At 67.0% G+C, this 15443-nt stretch carries 13 protein-coding genes; 9 read left to right on the top strand and 4 right to left on the bottom strand.

The genetic code is table 11. The features are described 5' to 3' along the window. Positions 1-945: an ABC transporter ATP-binding protein gene (locus BME24068_RS28995; RefSeq protein ID WP_174928112.1), complete on the bottom strand. Its 945-nt coding sequence runs from the start codon at positions 943-945 to the stop codon at positions 1-3. 430 nt (positions 946-1375) lie between these two features. Between BME24068_RS28995 and BME24068_RS28990 the strand changes: the two genes are divergently transcribed. The 6 genes from BME24068_RS28990 (at position 1376) to BME24068_RS28965 (ending at position 8101) form a co-directional block, all read left to right on the top strand. Next, entirely contained in the window at positions 1376-1672 is a 297-nt protein-coding gene (locus BME24068_RS28990; RefSeq protein WP_096501881.1) for a cupin domain-containing protein, read from the top strand. A 624-nt stretch (positions 1673-2296) separates the two neighbouring features. Next, positions 2297-3895 carry a DUF2957 domain-containing protein gene (locus BME24068_RS28985; RefSeq protein ID WP_174928111.1) on the top strand — a complete coding sequence of 533 codons (1599 nt, stop codon included), beginning with the start codon at positions 2297-2299 and terminating at the stop codon, positions 3893-3895. 71 nt (positions 3896-3966) lie between these two features. Further along, positions 3967-5220 carry a DUF2957 domain-containing protein gene (locus tag BME24068_RS28980; RefSeq protein ID WP_174928110.1) on the top strand — a complete coding sequence of 418 codons (1254 nt, stop codon included), beginning with the start codon at positions 3967-3969 and terminating at the stop codon, positions 5218-5220. Positions 5221-5292: 72 nt separating this feature from the next. Next, positions 5293-6117, top strand: coding sequence for an OmpW/AlkL family protein (locus BME24068_RS28975; RefSeq protein WP_096501875.1), 825 nt, complete (start codon positions 5293-5295; stop codon positions 6115-6117). Positions 6118-6240: 123 nt separating this feature from the next. Beyond that, positions 6241-6744 carry an activator protein gene (locus BME24068_RS28970; protein WP_096501873.1) on the top strand — a complete coding sequence of 168 codons (504 nt, stop codon included), beginning with the start codon at positions 6241-6243 and terminating at the stop codon, positions 6742-6744. Between the two features lie 241 nt (positions 6745-6985). After that, complete coding sequence (locus BME24068_RS28965; protein ID WP_174928109.1) at positions 6986-8101, top strand: hypothetical protein; 1116 nt, start codon at positions 6986-6988, stop codon at positions 8099-8101. Positions 8102-8176: 75 nt separating this feature from the next. Here the strand turns inward: BME24068_RS28965 and betA are convergent, their stop codons facing one another. Genes betA through betI form a run of 3 tightly spaced genes read right to left on the bottom strand, consistent with a single transcriptional unit; the run spans position 8177 to position 11986 of the window. After that, on the bottom strand, positions 8177-9877 hold the full coding sequence (betA, locus tag BME24068_RS28960; protein ID WP_174928108.1) for a choline dehydrogenase: 1701 nt from the start codon (positions 9875-9877) through the stop codon (positions 8177-8179). Positions 9878-9899: 22 nt separating this feature from the next. Further along, positions 9900-11369, bottom strand: a complete 1470-nt coding sequence (gene betB / locus BME24068_RS28955) for a betaine-aldehyde dehydrogenase (RefSeq protein WP_096501867.1) — start codon at positions 11367-11369, stop codon at positions 9900-9902. Between the two features lie 32 nt (positions 11370-11401). Beyond that, complete coding sequence (gene betI, locus BME24068_RS28950) at positions 11402-11986, bottom strand: transcriptional regulator BetI (protein WP_096501865.1); 585 nt, start codon at positions 11984-11986, stop codon at positions 11402-11404. 720 nt (positions 11987-12706) lie between these two features. On the opposite strand from betI, the gene BME24068_RS28945 reads away from it, so the two are divergent. From BME24068_RS28945 to BME24068_RS28935, 3 genes are all read left to right on the top strand, one after another. Then, a complete protein-coding gene (locus BME24068_RS28945; protein ID WP_174928107.1) occupies positions 12707-13606 on the top strand; it encodes an alpha/beta fold hydrolase in 900 nt (299 codons plus the stop codon). Positions 13607-13688: 82 nt separating this feature from the next. After that, positions 13689-14258: a methyltransferase family protein gene (locus BME24068_RS28940; RefSeq protein ID WP_096501861.1), complete on the top strand. Its 570-nt coding sequence runs from the start codon at positions 13689-13691 to the stop codon at positions 14256-14258. 17 nt (positions 14259-14275) lie between these two features. Beyond that, on the top strand, positions 14276-15443 hold a 1168-nt coding region (locus tag BME24068_RS28935), incomplete at its 3' end, for a glycosyltransferase (RefSeq protein WP_174928106.1).

The following is a 15443-nucleotide window of genomic DNA, read 5'->3' as shown; positions in this document are numbered from 1 at the left end:
TTACGCCCCTTGTGTGCCGTTGCGGCGGTTGTCGATCAGGCTCACGAAAATGTCCTCGAGCGAGCTCTGCGTCGTATGCAGGTCGCGAAAGCCGATGCCGGTCGCGCCGAGCGCGTTGATCAGTTTCGCGATGCTCGCATCGTCACGCTGCGAGTCGTACGTGTAGACGAGCGCGGTGCCGTCGTCCGCGCGTTCGAGGCCGAACGGCGCGAGTTCGGCCGGCACGGCAGCCAGCGGCTGCTCGAGCTGCACGGTCAGCTGCTTCTTGCCGAGCTTGCGCATCAGCTCGCGCTTCTCCTCGACGAGCACGAGCTCGCCGCCGAGGATGATGCCGATCCGGTCGGCCATTTCCTCGGCTTCCTCGATGTAGTGCGTGGTGAGCAGGATCGTCACGCCGCTTTCGCGCAGCGAGTCGACGAGCTTCCACATGTCGCGGCGCAGCTCGACGTCGACGCCGGCCGTCGGCTCGTCGAGGAACAGGATGCGCGGCTCGTGCGACAGCGCTTTCGCGATCATCACGCGGCGCTTCATCCCGCCCGACAGCGTCATCAGCTTGTTGTCGCGCTTGTCCCACAGCGACAGCGCCTTCAGCGTCTTCTCGATGTGCGCGGGATCGGGCGCCTTGCCGAACAGGCCGCGGCTGAACGACACGGTCGCCCAGACGGATTCGAACGCGTCGGTCGTCAGTTCCTGCGGCACGAGGCCGATCATTTCGCGCGCGGCGCGGTATTGATCGCGGATGTCGTGGCCGCCGACCGTCACGCGGCCTTCGGTCGGCGTGACGATCCCGCAGATCGAGCCGATCAGCGTGGTCTTGCCCGCGCCGTTCGGCCCGAGCAGCGCGAAGATCTCGCCGGGGCGGATGTCGAGGGTCACGTGCTTCAGCGCCTGGAAGCCGGACGCGTAAGTCTTGGAGAGGTCGGAAACGGAAAGGATCGGTTGCATGCTCACGGATGGCACGGCCGGTCGGTCCGACGCTGCGCGCCGCGCGTGCCCGGCGCCGCCGCTGCGGGGCGGCCGGTTGCGGGTGCGGCATGGCGAGCGTGCGTCATGTCGAACGGCGTTGTGGTGCGGGATCGCAGGATCGCCATATTAGCAATCGGTAGATGGAAATGCATTCTGGTGGAAAGGCCGGGCGATGTCGGCGCCGGATTTGCGTCCAATGTGCAGGCATTGCCCGACAACGCGGCACTTTATTTGAGATAAGCAAACAATCCGCATCGTTTTCGGCAATGCGGGCGCCGATCGCGCATTCGCGCGGCGGCACGACGGCGGGGCGGCGAACTGTGCCGCCCGGACACCGCCGCGCCGTACCGGGACGCCACGCGCGGCGCTCGCGATAATGCGTTCCTTTCACGTCTGCGGAGCGGTGCGCATGTCTCTGGTCGATTTCAAGTCCGTTGCGGCCGCGCAGGCCGCCGCGTGGCAGTCCACGATCGTCGGTGAAGTCGGGCCGGCCCGGATCAAGGTGTTGCGCATGGATGCGCAGCCGTACGAAGCGGAAGTGCACGACTACAACGAAGGGCTGCTGGTGCTCGACGGCCGGCTGATGCTCGAGGTCGATGCGCAAACGATCGTGGTGGAGGCCGGCCAGATGTATCTCGCGCTCGCCGGCACGCGCCACGCGGTGCTGCCGGGCAGCCACGGCACGCTGGCGATCATCGACGTGTGACGTTGCGCCGCAGCATCCCTGCCGGTCGCGGCAGGCCGTCCCGCCGGCTTTCGCGCGGGTCGACCGCGATCGTTCAAACGCGCGTTATATCGTCCGGGTATTTGTCTGAGCAAGGAAAATGAAGGCTGTTTGAAAAACTGTCAAAGACCCTGCAAGCGCTACGATCACGCGGCGCGGCCCGTTTGGAACTCTGCATCCATTTACTTGTGCGGATTGTCCGCTCATAGTCTCGACAAACGACGCATCACGATAACGAATCAAGCGTACGTATGGAGACCACATCATGAGACGCCTATCCGCGGGGCTAGCCGGACTGCCGTTTCCCTGTTTTTCGCCGGACGCCGGCGCGACGCGAGTCGCGCGCGAGCGCTATCGCATTGCGTTGCCGCTGTAGCGACGCATCCCATTCCGTTTCGTTTTTCCCGACGGCGCCGTGCCGCATGACGGCGCGGCCGGATCGCGCTTGCCTGCCGCGGCGGTTCCGATCGCATTAGCCTGACCGGCCGCGCGGCGCGCATTGCGCGCATCGTCATGCGCCGCGTGCCTGCACGACGGCGCGATACCAACCGGCGGGCCACGCAGCCCGTCCGGACGAGACTTGTCGTACCTGAAAAGGAGGGGTTGATGGTTTGCATTCCTGAATGGCGGAAGGCGGTCCTGTCGTGCGCCGTGCTGGCGCTGCCGTTCGTCGCCGGTTGCGGCGGCGGCGACGATCCGGGGCCGATCAACGTGCCGCAGTGCTCGGGCAGCGCATGCGGGCCGAGCGGTGCCGAAACGACGCCGCCCGTCGTGACGAAGCTGTGTCCGGATTCGCTCGACTACACGACGACCTACACGGGCGGCTCGGGCAGCGGCGAATACGTGAAGGTGAAGTTCGACACGACCAGGCTCACCTACCAGATGCAGTTCATCGAATCGTCGGTGCCGACCTCGGCGGGGCAGGTCAACGACACGCGCGCGGGCCTGACGATCAGCGGCGCATTCCATCATCCGACCAATCTGCCGACCGCCGAGCAGAACCGCTGCGCGTTCGTGCTCGACAGCGGCGCGACGAGCGACGGCGCGTATGCGGTGACGATCAAGCGCAGCGATCCGCCGATGCTGTTCGTCGGGAATGGTGTGGTGGGTGGCGGAATTCCGGGCGCGACGATCCAGTTCGACGGCATTCCGCTCGCGCCGGGCGTCTTTATCGGGACCGTGCCGTCGCGCACGTTCGATTTCTATCCGTTTATCGGCTTTACCGACACCGAGACCGATTTCGCGAAGGTGGCCGGCGTCTACAACGAGGTCGGCATTCATCTGTCGCCGACCGGCAGCAGCTATCAGACCGCCACCCCGCAGGGCTGGCAGCCGGATGTCGTGAACTGGAACCAGACACTCAATGCGGACGGCACGTGCACGATTACTCCGGGCAGCGACTACTCGTGCCAGACGACCGGCACGCCGTGGACGCTGCGCAAGAACATGGACGGCAGCGCCGATAACGTGTTCGTCAGCGGCGCGAATCCGGGCATGCCCTATCCGTCGGCCGGCCAGGAGCAGCCGCTCGTGCTGCTGTCGCCGACCCAGGCGCGTGGCGTGATGATCGTCGGCAAGCTGAACGGCGTGCTGGTGCCGATCGTGATTCGCGTCGGCTACTCGCATGCCGACGCGAGCAACCTGCTGGCGTCGGTCGCCGACGCGGAAGTCGGCATCTCGATGCTGTCTCCCGCGCAGTCTGTCGCGACCAATGCGCTCAAGGGCGGTTTCATCGGTGCGACGAGCGCGTCCGCATGCGGGGTGGTGACGTCCAACGGCGTGTATGGCGCACCGGGGAATGCGGGGCCGAGCTTCAATAACGCCATACCGCATCCCGACCTGCCCGGCACGTTCAACGGCACGTTCTTCATGCCCGAGGCCGGAAATTGCACGGACGGCACCGCCGTGTCGACGATGGCCGCGAACTACACGTCGACGCTGTTCCAGGGCGCCACCGCGGCATTCATCGACCCGCAGACGTCGTCGGTTACCTCGCAGTTCGCTCTCGACTATACGCAGGCGACGCCCGGCAAGATCAAGGTCACGGCCTCGCAGGACTTCAACGCGAAGGGGGCGGACGGCAACGTGGCGATCTTCAGCAAGGGCGACACGGGCTGGATCGTGACGGCGGGGAGCGTCTACGCGATGGTCGTCAACAACAGCAAGGTCAACCCGTTCTTCACGGTCGGCGCGTTCGTCCAGTGACGGCGGACTGAACACGGAACACCGGCGGCGCACGCGTCGCCGCCGGCGAATCGAAATTCAAGAGGATTCCTATGAATGTGAAGCATTGGATGGCCGCGGCGTCGCTCGCGCCCGTGCTGGTCGCCTGCGGCGGCGACGGCGACCCGCCGCCCGCGCCGGTGGTCCGGCTGTGCCCGCAGACGATCGACTACGACACGGTGTTCATCGGCGGCTCCGGTTCGGGCGAACTGGTGAAGGTGCAGCTCGACACGACGAAGATGACGTACCGGATGACCTATCTCGCGTCGCCGGTGCCGATCACCACCGGCACCGTGCAGCCGACCCGCGACACGGCGCCGGCCAACGTGGTCGACGGCACGCTGGTCGACGAAACCGGGCTGCCGACCGTGAAGCTCAATCAGTGCACGTTCCGGATGCAGAACGCGAGCCTCGACCCGAATCGGCCGGCACGGCTGTTCCTCGGCGAAGGCGTGCTGGGCGGTGCGATTCCCGGTGCGACGATCCAGTTCGACGGCGTGATCGGTGTCGGCAAGATTCCGCAGACGACGTTCCCGTACTACCCGTTCATCAGTTTCTCGTCGCTCGAAACCGATCTGTCGAAGATCGCCGGCACGTACAACCAGCTCGGCTATCACCAGGTGCCGTCGCAGAACTTCCAGCCGGTGGCGCTCGACCAGCAGGTGACGATCAACGCGGACGGCAGCTACGTCGAGACCGACAACTTCGGCAAGAAGAACGGCGGCCAGCCGCTCGCATCGAGCGCGACCGTGAACCAGCCGTTCACGCCGCGCCCGGATGCGCCGGCGTTCCAGTCGCTGAACTACCAGCCGCAGATTCCGCCGACGCTCGCTGCGCTCGATCCGGCGAAGGCCGGCAAGGGGATCCTGATCGTCGGCAAGCTGCGCAATCAGCTCGTGCCGATCTTCATCCGCACGGGTGCCGCGAACGCGGACCTCACGCAGGGCCCGCCGAGCGCGGACGACGAATCGGGCATCTCGTTCCTGAGCCCGCAGGCGGCGATCGCGCCGGGTTCGCAGAACGGCGAGTACACGGGCGTCGACAGCGCGTTCAACTACCGCGCGACCGCGCTCGTCGATGCGCAGGCCACGCTGCTCGATCCGTTCAACGCGTCGCAGGCCGCGCTCACGCGCGCGTTGAATCTCGACTACATGCAGAAGGTGCCGGGCGTCGTGACGACCGTGCATGCGGATGCGGCGTCGGGGCCGGCGACCGGCAAGTTCGTGTTCACCGGCGGCGTGTTCGGGTTCCTCGACATGGCCGATACGAGCAATCCGTACTTCACGGTCGGCGCGTTCGTGCAGTGACCGCGCAGGGCAGGAGACACGATGGCGCCGCGCGCGGGTGCGCGGCGCCCGGACAGAATGAGGGGGAGACTGATGAAGAAGCTGATTGTCGCGGGTGTCGTCGCAGGCGTGTCGACGCTCGCATCGGCCCAGCAGGCGGGCGACAACGTCGCGACGCTGGGCTGGCTGCACATCGCGCCGATGGATTCGACCAACGGGTTGACGACGAATCTCGCGAGCATGCCGATCAACGGGCCGCTGCGCCTGCCCGGGTCGTTCACGTCGCCGGGCACGAGCCTGACGGTCAACAATGCCGATACGGTCGGCCTCACGCTCACGCACTTCTTCACCGACCACATCGCGGTGACGTCGGTGCTCGGCGTGCCGCCCGAGTTTACGCTGACCGGGCACGGCGTGATCCGGCCGCCGGGCCCGGCCGGCGCGCTCGGCAGCGTCAACATGGACAATCCGTCGAACCAGCCGGCCGTGAAGAATGCGCGGCAATGGAGCCCGACGATCATTCTGCAGTACTACTTTAATGCACCGACGGCGAAATTCCGTCCGTTCGTCGGGATCGGCGTGGCGTACAGTTGGTTCAGCAACATCGAACTGAACGGCAATTTCGCGAAGGACATCAACGAGAATCTCGGCAGCGTGCTCGCGGCCGGTGCCGGCAAGCCGGGGCCGACGTCGGTGGAGGGCAAGGCATCGTCGTCGTTCACGCCGGTCTACAACGTCGGTGCGAGCTATGCGATCGACAAGCACTGGGCGCTCACGGCGACGTTGACCTACATGCCGCTGAAGACCTACTCGTCGCTCGTGATCAGCGCGGCGGACGGCACGACGCTCGCCACGACGCGCACGCGGCTGAAAGCCGATCCGCTGATCTCGTTCGTCGGGATTTCCTACAAGTTCTGAGCCGTCCGGCGCGCGGTACGCGCGCCGGCGGCTTCCTGCGACCGGGCGGCCGGGGCGATCCGGCCGGCGCGTCGCGTTCCTGGCGGCATGCCGCCATTTGTGAAGAGAGAGGGGGCAGTTCAAATGAGCATTCGCAAAATCGTATCGCTTGTTGCTGCAGTGGCATTCACCGCGGTGTCGGCCGCGCCTGCTTTCGCCGTGACCGTGACGCGCGTCGACGGCCAGGCCATGAATCCGGGCGGGGAGCCGTTCTCCGCGACGGGCCTCACGGTGTTGGCCAAGGGCGCGATCAACGCGAGCTGCAACGCGACCTTCAACGGCACGATCTCCTCGACGGGCATCGTCAACATCACGTCGACGACGTTCACCGGCGGCGCGACGTGCGGCCTGATCAGCGGCAGCGCCAGCAGCGCGTCGCCGTGGACGGGGCAGGCCGACAGCACGACGCAGCTGTCGATCAACAACGCGAAGGTGACCGTTACGCTGCTCGGCACGTGCGGGCCGAGCAAGGTGGTCACGACGTGGAGCGATCCGAACTCGTCGCTCACGTTCAACAACGCGGTGCTGACGCCGGACTGTACGGTCAGCGGCACGGTTGCCACGTCGCCGAAGTTCCACGTGCAGTAAGCGCCGTGTGATCGAGGCCGGGGCGCTCGCCGGATACGAAGACCGTGCAAGGATGCGCGGCGGGCGTTCCGGTTTCGCGACGGCGACGCGTCGTCGTGCGTATCGGCACGACGACCGGCTGGCCGCCTGCTTCGCGATCCGGCGCGGGCGGCCATGCAGCGGACGGTACGGTATGCCGTACCGTCCGGTTCGACCGGCACAAAACGACTCCTTGATTTGCCAGACCATGTCCGGACCCCCCATGCTCACCGACCCAGCGAAGTATGGCGATGCCCGCGGTGCGACGCCCGACCGGTTGCGCACGGCTGCGTGGCTGCAGTACCTGATCGACTCTCTCCACGAAGCCGAAGCCGCCCGCGCGATGGCGGCCGAAACCGGCGACACGGCCGTCGTGCCGTCGCGTGCGGGACCGGGGATGAACCTGTCGCGCGACGCGATTGCCGTGCTGCACGAACTCGCGCCGTGGACCGCCACGGACGGCGGCGGTTGCGTGTGCGATGCGGGCGATTCGCGCAATGCGTGCATGCACGTTCCCGATGCGTGGCAGCTCGCGCATGCGGAGCGGCGCTGCCCGGGGTCGCGCGATGCATTCGAAGCGGCGCACGGCATCGTCGACGCGTGGGCGTTCGAGCATCCCGATGACGGCTGGGCCGCGCTCGAGCGAATCGCGACCGGCATCGAAAACGACGACGAGGCAGGAACGTACCCAGCGCCGGCGCCCGAAGCAGGCGGCGTCGATGCGCGGCCTGCGAAGAACCTGGGAGAACGACACGCGGCCGTGGCTGCCGCATGCGTGGCACCGTCGGCCCGGCCGGGTGCCGTCATCGACGCGATCGTGCTGCGCGTCTGCGGGCCGCGCGACGATGCGGCGCGTATCGACGAGCTGGCCGCGCTCGCGATGTTCAGCGCGGAACTGGCTGCCGGTAACGGCGTATCCGTTGCCGCGTATGGCGGCCGACACAATATCGTCGCGCGCGCGATCCGCGAACGACGCGCGGATCTCGCATCGGTGGACGGCCTGCTCGCCGCGGTGTCGGTGTGCCGGCTCGACCGGATACTCGCCGCGGGCAGCTTCTGGGCGTATTACCTGCTGGCGGGCATCGTGATCGCCGCACCCGACGTGGTGCACGCATTCGCGCGCCGCTTTCATGGCGATGCGTGGCGGACGTGGCTCGACGCCATGCTCGCATGGCCGGCCGCCAGCCGCTTCGGGGCGCAGGAGGACGTCGCGTTCGAGCGCTTGCGCGGCACGATGAGCCTGACGTCGCGCGCGAATCCGATCGTGCGCGCGAAACGGATGCGACGAAAGGGCGCCGCGATCACGCGGTTCAGCACGGGCGGCGAAAGCACGCCATGAAAAAAAACGGCCCGCGGCGAGAACGCCGCGAGCCGTGGATGTTGCTGCTGCGTGCCGCGAAGGGCGCGCGTCCGGTTACACCGTCTCCGGCTGCCGTACCGCCTTCGCGACGTTCCTCGCCATCGCGCCGTTCGCGACGAAGTAGGGCACGTCCACGCGCGCGAGCGGCTTGCGGCCGCGGATCTTGTCCGCGATCTTCTCCGCGATCATGATCGTCGGCGCGTTCAGGTTGCCGGTCGTGATGATCGGCATGATCGACGCATCGACCACGCGCAACCCTTCCAGCCCGTGCACGCGGCCTTCTTCGTCGACTACGGCCATGTCGTCGTAACCCATCTTGCACGAGCACGACGGATGGAATGCGGTTTCCGCGCGCGCCCGCACGAACGCGTCGAGCTCCTGGTCGCTCTTGCAGTCGGCGCCCGGGTTCAGTTCGCGGCCGCGATAGCGGTCGAGCGCCGGCTGCCGCATGATCTCGCGCGTCGCGCGGATCGCATCGCGGAACTCGCGCCAGTCGAGCGCTTCGGCCATGTAGTTGAACAGGATGCTCGGATGATCGTTCGGATCGCGCGAGCGCAGCTTCACGCGGCCGCGGCTCGGCGAGCGCATCGAGCCGACGTGCGCCTGGAAGCCGTGCATCTCGATCGCGTTCGAGCCGTTGTAGTTGATCGCCACGGGCAGGAAGTGATACTGGATGTTCGGCCACGGGTCGTCGTCGCGCGTGCGGATGAAACCGCCCGCCTCGAAGTGGTTGCTCGCGCCGAGGCCGGTGCCGTTCAGCATCCATTCGAGACCGATCTTCGGCTGGTTCCACCACTTGAGCGCCGGATACAGCGACACCGGTTCCTTGCACTCGTACTGGATGTACATCTCCAGGTGATCCTGCAGGTTCTGGCCGACGCCGGGCAGGTCGAGCACGATCGGGATGTCGAGTTCCTTCAGCCACGCGCCGGGGCCGACGCCCGAGCGCTGCAGCAATTGCGGCGATGCGATCGCGCCGCTGCACACGAGCACTTCGCGGCGCGCATGCGCGGTGGCGCGCTCGCTGCCGCGCAGGTACGTGACGCCCGATGCGCGCTTGCCGTCGAACAGGATGCGATCGGCGAGCGCGTGCGTGACGATCTCGAGGTTCGGCCGGACCTTCGCCTGGTCGAGGTAGCCGCGCGCGGTGCTCGCCCGGCGGCCCTTCGGCGTGACGGTGCGGTCCATCGGACCGAAGCCTTCCTGCTGATAGCCGTTCAGGTCGTCGGTGCGCGGATAGCCGGCCTGCACGCCCGCATCGACCATCGCCTCGAACAGCGGATTCACGCCCGGCTTGCTGGTCGTGACCGACACGGGGCCGTCGCCGCCGTGGTAGTCGTTCGGGCCGACGTCGCGCGTCTCGGCCTTCTTGAAGTACGGCAGGCAGTCGAGATACGTCCAGTTCTCGAGCCCCTTGTGCGTCGACCAGTTGTCGTAGTCGAGCGCGTTGCCGCGGATGTAGCACATCCCGTTGATCAGCGACGAGCCGCCGAGCCCCTTGCCGCGGCCGCACTCCATCCGGCGGTTGTCCATGTGCGGCTCGGGGTCGGTCTCGTAGGCCCAGTTGTAGCGACGGCCCTGCAGCGGATAGGCGAGCGCCGCCGGCATCTGCGTACGGAAGTCGAAGCGGTAGTCGGGGCCGCCCGCTTCGAGCAGCAGCACCGTGACATTCGGATCTTCCGTCAGGCGCGTCGCGAGCACGTTGCCCGCGGAACCGGCGCCGCAGATGATGTAGTCGTATTCGCGTGTCGTCATGACGGGGTATCTCCTCTCGTTCTCAAAACACCGGGTTGTAGCGGCCGAGCTCGACCTGCACCGACTTGATTCGAGTGTAGTGTTCGAGCGTCGTGATGCCGTTCTCGCGTCCGACGCCGGATTGCTTGTATCCGCCAACCGGCATCTCGGCCGGCGATTCGCCCCACGTGTTGATCCAGCAGATGCCGGCTTCGAGGCGGTGGATCGTGCGGTGCGCGCGCGACAGGTTCTCGGTCACGACGCCGGCCGCGAGGCCGTAGTGCGTGTCGTTCGCGCGGGCGATGACTTCGTCCTCCGATTCGAAATCGAGGATGCTCATCACCGGCCCGAAGATTTCTTCGCGGACGATCTTCATGTCGTCGCGGCAGTCGCCGAACACGGTCGGCGCGACGTACTGGCCGCTGCCGAAGTGGCCGTCGGTCAGGCGCGTGCCGCCGGCGAGCAGCTTCGCGCCTTCGGCCTTGCCGCTCTCGATGAAGCCGAGCACCTTGTCGAGCTGCGCGGCGGAGACGAGCGGGCCGAAGTTGGTGTCGGCATCGGTCGGCTTGCCGACGCGGATGCGCTTCACGCGTTCGAGCACCTTCTGCGTGAACGCGTCCTTGACCGAGCGGTGCACGAACACGCGCGTGCCGTTCGTGCAGACCTGGCCCGAGCTGAAGAAGTTGGCGGTCACGGCGATGTCGGCGGCGCGATCGAGATCGGCATCGTCGAACACGATCAGCGGCGACTTGCCGCCGAGCTCCATCGTCACTTCCTTCAGCGACGAGGCGCCGGCGAGCGACATCACCTTCTTGCCGGTCTCGACGCCGCCGGTGAACGACACCTTCGCGATGTCCGGATGGCCGGTGAGCAGTGCGCCGACCGAGCCGTCGCCCTGCACGACGTTGAACACGCCGGCCGGCACGCCGGCTTCCGTATAGATCTCGGCGAGCTTGAGCGCGGTGAGCGGCGTGACTTCGCTCGGCTTGAACACCATCGCGTTGCCGGCCGCGAGCGCGGGCGCCGTCTTCCAGCACGCGATCTGGATCGGGTAGTTCCATGCGCCGATGCCCGCGCACACGCCGAGCGGCTCGCGACGCGTATAGACGAACGACTCGGCGCGCAGCGGCACCTGCAGCCCTTCGATCGCGGTCGCGAGGCCCGCGTAGTACTCGATCACGTCCGCGCCGGTGACGATGTCGACCGCGAGCGTCTCGCCGATCGGCTTGCCGGTGTCGCGCGTCTCGATCGCCGCGAGCGCGTCGTTGCGTTCGCGCAGCAGGTCGACCGCGCGGCGCAGGATGCGCGAGCGCTGCATGGCCGTCATCGCGGCCCATTCGCGCTGGCCTGCCTGCGCCGATGCGACCGCGCGGTCGACGTCGGCCGCGCTCGCCTGCTGCACCTGTGCGAGCAGTTCGCCGGTGGCGGGGTCGACGGTGTCGAAAGTCTTGCCGCTGGTGGCGTCGACGTAACCGCCGCCGATGTAGAGGCGCTGCAAACCGTATACGGACATGAGGATCTCCTTGAGGGCGAGTGCGTGACGCGTCAGTCGGACGCGAGCAGCAGGTCGATGTAATCGTGGGCGAGCTTCAATGCCGCCCGGGTGTCGATCGGGCCGCCGGCGAGCGCGCCGCGCAGCCACAGGCCGTCGATCAGCGCGGCGAGGCCGCTGGCGGCTTCGCGTGCTTTCGCACGCGGCAGCGTCTTCGCGAATTCGGCGCACAGGTTCGAATGGAGGCGCCGCGTGTTGACGTGCTGCAGGCGCTTGAGCATCGGGTCGTGCATGCTCTGCGACCAGAACGCGAGCCAGGTTTTCATCACGGGCGCGCTGACCTGCGTGTCGTCGAAGTTCGCGGCGACGACCGCGCGCAGCCGGGAGCGCGAGTCCTTGCGCGCGGCGACGCGGCGGCGCGTGGTGGCCGCCCACAGATCGCGCAGCACGTGCCGCATCGTGGCTTCGAGCAGGCCGTCCTTGTCGCCGAAGTAATGGCTGACGATGCCCGTGGAGATGTTCGCGCGCTGCGCGACCGATGCGAGCGTCGTGCCGGGCAGGCCGGCTTCGTCGATCGAGCGCAGCGTCGCGTCGATCAACTGTGCGCGACGAATCTCCCGCATTCCGACTTTCGGCATCGCGACTCCCTTCGCCCGGACGGGCCGTTCCTGGAAGTCGAAGCTTAGCGGTTTTTTATTGATCGTTCAATCAACAAAAAATCGGGGTCCGACGATGGATCGTCACGCCGGCGGGGTAGGGGAGTCCGCCCGGCGCAATTGTGCAGGTGCGGGAAAACCGTTTGAAAGCTGGTTAAATAAAATTAAGTTTGTTTAAAACGATTTCCGAAAAGGCGGCGTAATCGTTGCCAAGGTTTTCGGATTGTTTTTATTACATGCCGAAAGAATGTCGAGGTCTGTGAGATTCGATGTGATCTGAGAATTCAAGCATCCGATGGCAATCCGGGTAATTTCCGGAAATTCGTTTCAATCGGGCGATTGAAATGCTGTAAGTCGTTGAATTGTGACGATATATGTGAATTTCATGCCTGCTGAAAGAGGTTTGCGCAAACGATTGCGATCGTCTTTCAATCGACTCTGCCTACCATAAAAAACGCTAAAAAAATTCGAATCGGTCGTATTTCCCGCTGGAGTAGAGGGGATCGTTGAGATGACTTGAGTAAGTAATATTGGCCGTATTAGTATGGCGCCGCACTACAAGGAATGAATCGGCGCCGCGCGTCATTGTCGCGGTGCGTCGGCCATGCGCGCGCTCGGCGATCGCGCATGCGGCCGGCGCCAGCCATTGCGCACCTGCAGCATGCCGCGACGCCGAGATGCCGCATCCACCGGAGAACGACGATGCCGACCGAAAAACACGTGGTCCCGCTGCCGAATGGTCTGAAGGTCTACGTCGAACGGAACGTGTTCGATCCGTCCTTCGACACGGCGATGCTCGTCAACGGCGCGCTCGCGACCACCGCGTCGTTCGGGCAGACCGTCCAGTATCTCGGCGAGCGGATGAACACGATCTGCTTCGACCTCCCGTATGCGGGGCAGTCGCGCCAGCACAATCCCGGCTGCTTCATCCTGACGAAGGACGACGAGGCCGCGATCCTCCAGCATCTGGTCGAGCGCTTCGCGCCCGCGTTCCTCGTGTCGGTGTCGTGGGGCGGCGTCGCGTCGCTGTTCGCGCTCGCGCGCGGCTGCCCGAGCGTGCGGCGCGCGGCGATCTGCTCGTTCTCGCCGTTCCTGAACGATGCGATGGTCGACTACGTGACCCGCGCACGCGACCACATCTCGGCCGGCGAGAACCTGAAGGCCGCGCAGTTGCTCAACGATACGGTCGGCCGCTACCTGCCGCGCATCATGAAGCTGTACAACTACCGGTATCTGACGCGCCTGCCGCGCGACGAGCAGGACCAGGTCGCGTTCCACGTCGACCAGATCCTGTCGCTGCAGCCGGAGCGCTATCTGAGCGAGTTCTCGAACATCGGCTGCGAGCTGCTGTTCCTGAACGGCGAGCGCGACGAGTACACGACGCCGGCCGACGTCCGCCAGCTTGCCGCGCACGTGCCGCGCGCGCGCTTTACGACCGTTCCCGACGCCGGCCATTTCCTCGACATCGAAGGCCGCGCGCAGCGCGAGACCACGCGGGCGGCGCTGCTCGACTTCTTCTGCGACGCGCCGCCGGCCGCCGCGGGCATCACGCTCGGCGCCGCGCACGCATGCGTGTCGGCACCGATGCCGGCGATGTCGTGACGCAGCACGTCGCGCATCGGGCACACCGGACGTATCCACGCCGGACGTATCCAAATTCCTATCCATACGAGGCAGGCCAGCCGTGAATATCGTTCAGAGCATCGCTATCGTCGTTCCGTGGGCCATCTGGCTCGCCTACTGGATCGCGACGTCGCAGGGCGTAAAGACGACCGTGCGCAAGGAGGCGTCGCGTTCGCGCACGCTGCAGTCGATTCCGCTGATCGTCGGCGGCGCGCTGATCATCCTGCCCGATCCGTCGTGGCAGGCGCTCGTGCCCGACTGGCAGCGCTTCGGCCTGCTCGCGCAAGGCGGGCTCGCGGTGCTGGTCGCGGGGTTGCTGTTCTCGGTGTGGGCGCGGCTGCACCTCGGCACGAACTGGAGCGTGTCCGTCACGCTGAAGGAAAACCACGAACTCGTGCGCACCGGCCCGTACGGCCTCGTGCGTCATCCGATCTACACCGGCTGCCTGATCGCGCTGGTCGGCGCCGCGCTGATCGGCGGCGAATGGCGCGGCGCGCTCGGCGTCGTGCTCGTGTTCGCGTCGCTGGCGTACAAGGTGCGCGTCGAGGAGAGCTGGCTGACCGGCTATTTCGGGCCGGCGTATACGCAGTACCGCCGCGAGGTCGCGGCGCTGATCCCCGGCTTCTACTGATCCCCGCGAGGCGCGCGATGGCGAAGGTGATCGTGACCGCGATCGGCTCGGCGGGCGACGTGCATCCGCTGCTCGGCGTCGCGCGCACGCTCGCGATGCGCGGCCACGACGTCGTGTTCTGCACGCATCCGCCGTTCGAGGCCGCCGCGCGCCGCTTCGGCTTCGCGTTCGTGCCGGTCGGCACCGCGGCCGAGTATGACGCCGCGATGGCGAACCCGGCGTTGTGGGATCCGCGCACGTCGTTCCGCACGTTGTGGCAGGTGATCGCGCCCGTGGTGCGCCCGCATTACGACGCGCTGCGCGCGCTGACCGATCGCGACACCGTGCTGGTCGGCACGCTGTGGGCGTTTTCCGCGCGGCTGATGCAGGAGTTGCACGGCACGCCGTACGTGTCGGTGCAGGTGTCGCCGTCCACGCTGCTGTCCGCGCAGGTGCCGCCGACGCACCCGCGCCTGACGATCCCCGCGCGCTGGCCGCTGCCCGTGAAATCGGCGCTGATGACGCTGATCGAGCGGCAGGTGCTCGACCGCGTGTGCGGCCCGGCGCTCAATGCGGTGCGCCGCGAACTGGGGCTGGCGCCCGCGCGGCGCGTGCTCGGCCGCTGGCTGCATTCGACGGACGGCGTGCTGTGCCTGTTTCCCGACTGGTTCGCGCCGGCGCAGCGCGACTGGCCGGCGCGTCTTCTGCAAAGCGGCTTTCCGCTGTTCAACGACGTCGCCGCGCCTGACGACGATCCCGCGCTCGATGCGTTTCTCGCGGCGGGCGAGCCGCCCGTCGTGTTCACGGCCGGCTCGACGCTGATCGATCACGCCGCGTATGCGCGCGCGGTGTCGGATGCGCTGCGTGCATCCGGCGCACGCGGCATTCTGCTGACGCCGCACGATGCGGCTACGGCCGGCGAGCGGCTGCTGGTGCGCCGCTTCGTGCCGATGCGTACGCTGCTGCCGCGTTGCCGCGCGCTCGTGCATCACGGTGGAATCGGCACCGTGGCGCTCGCGTACGAAGCCGGGATCGTGCAAGTCGCGACGCCGTTCGCGCACGACCAGTTCGACAACGCGCAACGCGTGGCCGCGAGCGGCTGCGGGGTGCGCGTCGATGGCCCGGTCGACGGCGCGCGTCTCGCCGCGGCGCTCGCGCGCGTGCTCGCCGAGCCCGCCTTCGCCGAGCGGGCGGCCCGCGTGCGCG

This window comes from Burkholderia anthina (genome assembly GCF_902498995.1).
Taxonomy (GTDB): domain Bacteria; phylum Pseudomonadota; class Gammaproteobacteria; order Burkholderiales; family Burkholderiaceae; genus Burkholderia; species Burkholderia anthina.
Note: the sequence above shows the minus strand (reverse complement) of the source record. Positions and strands in the feature narration are given on the sequence as shown.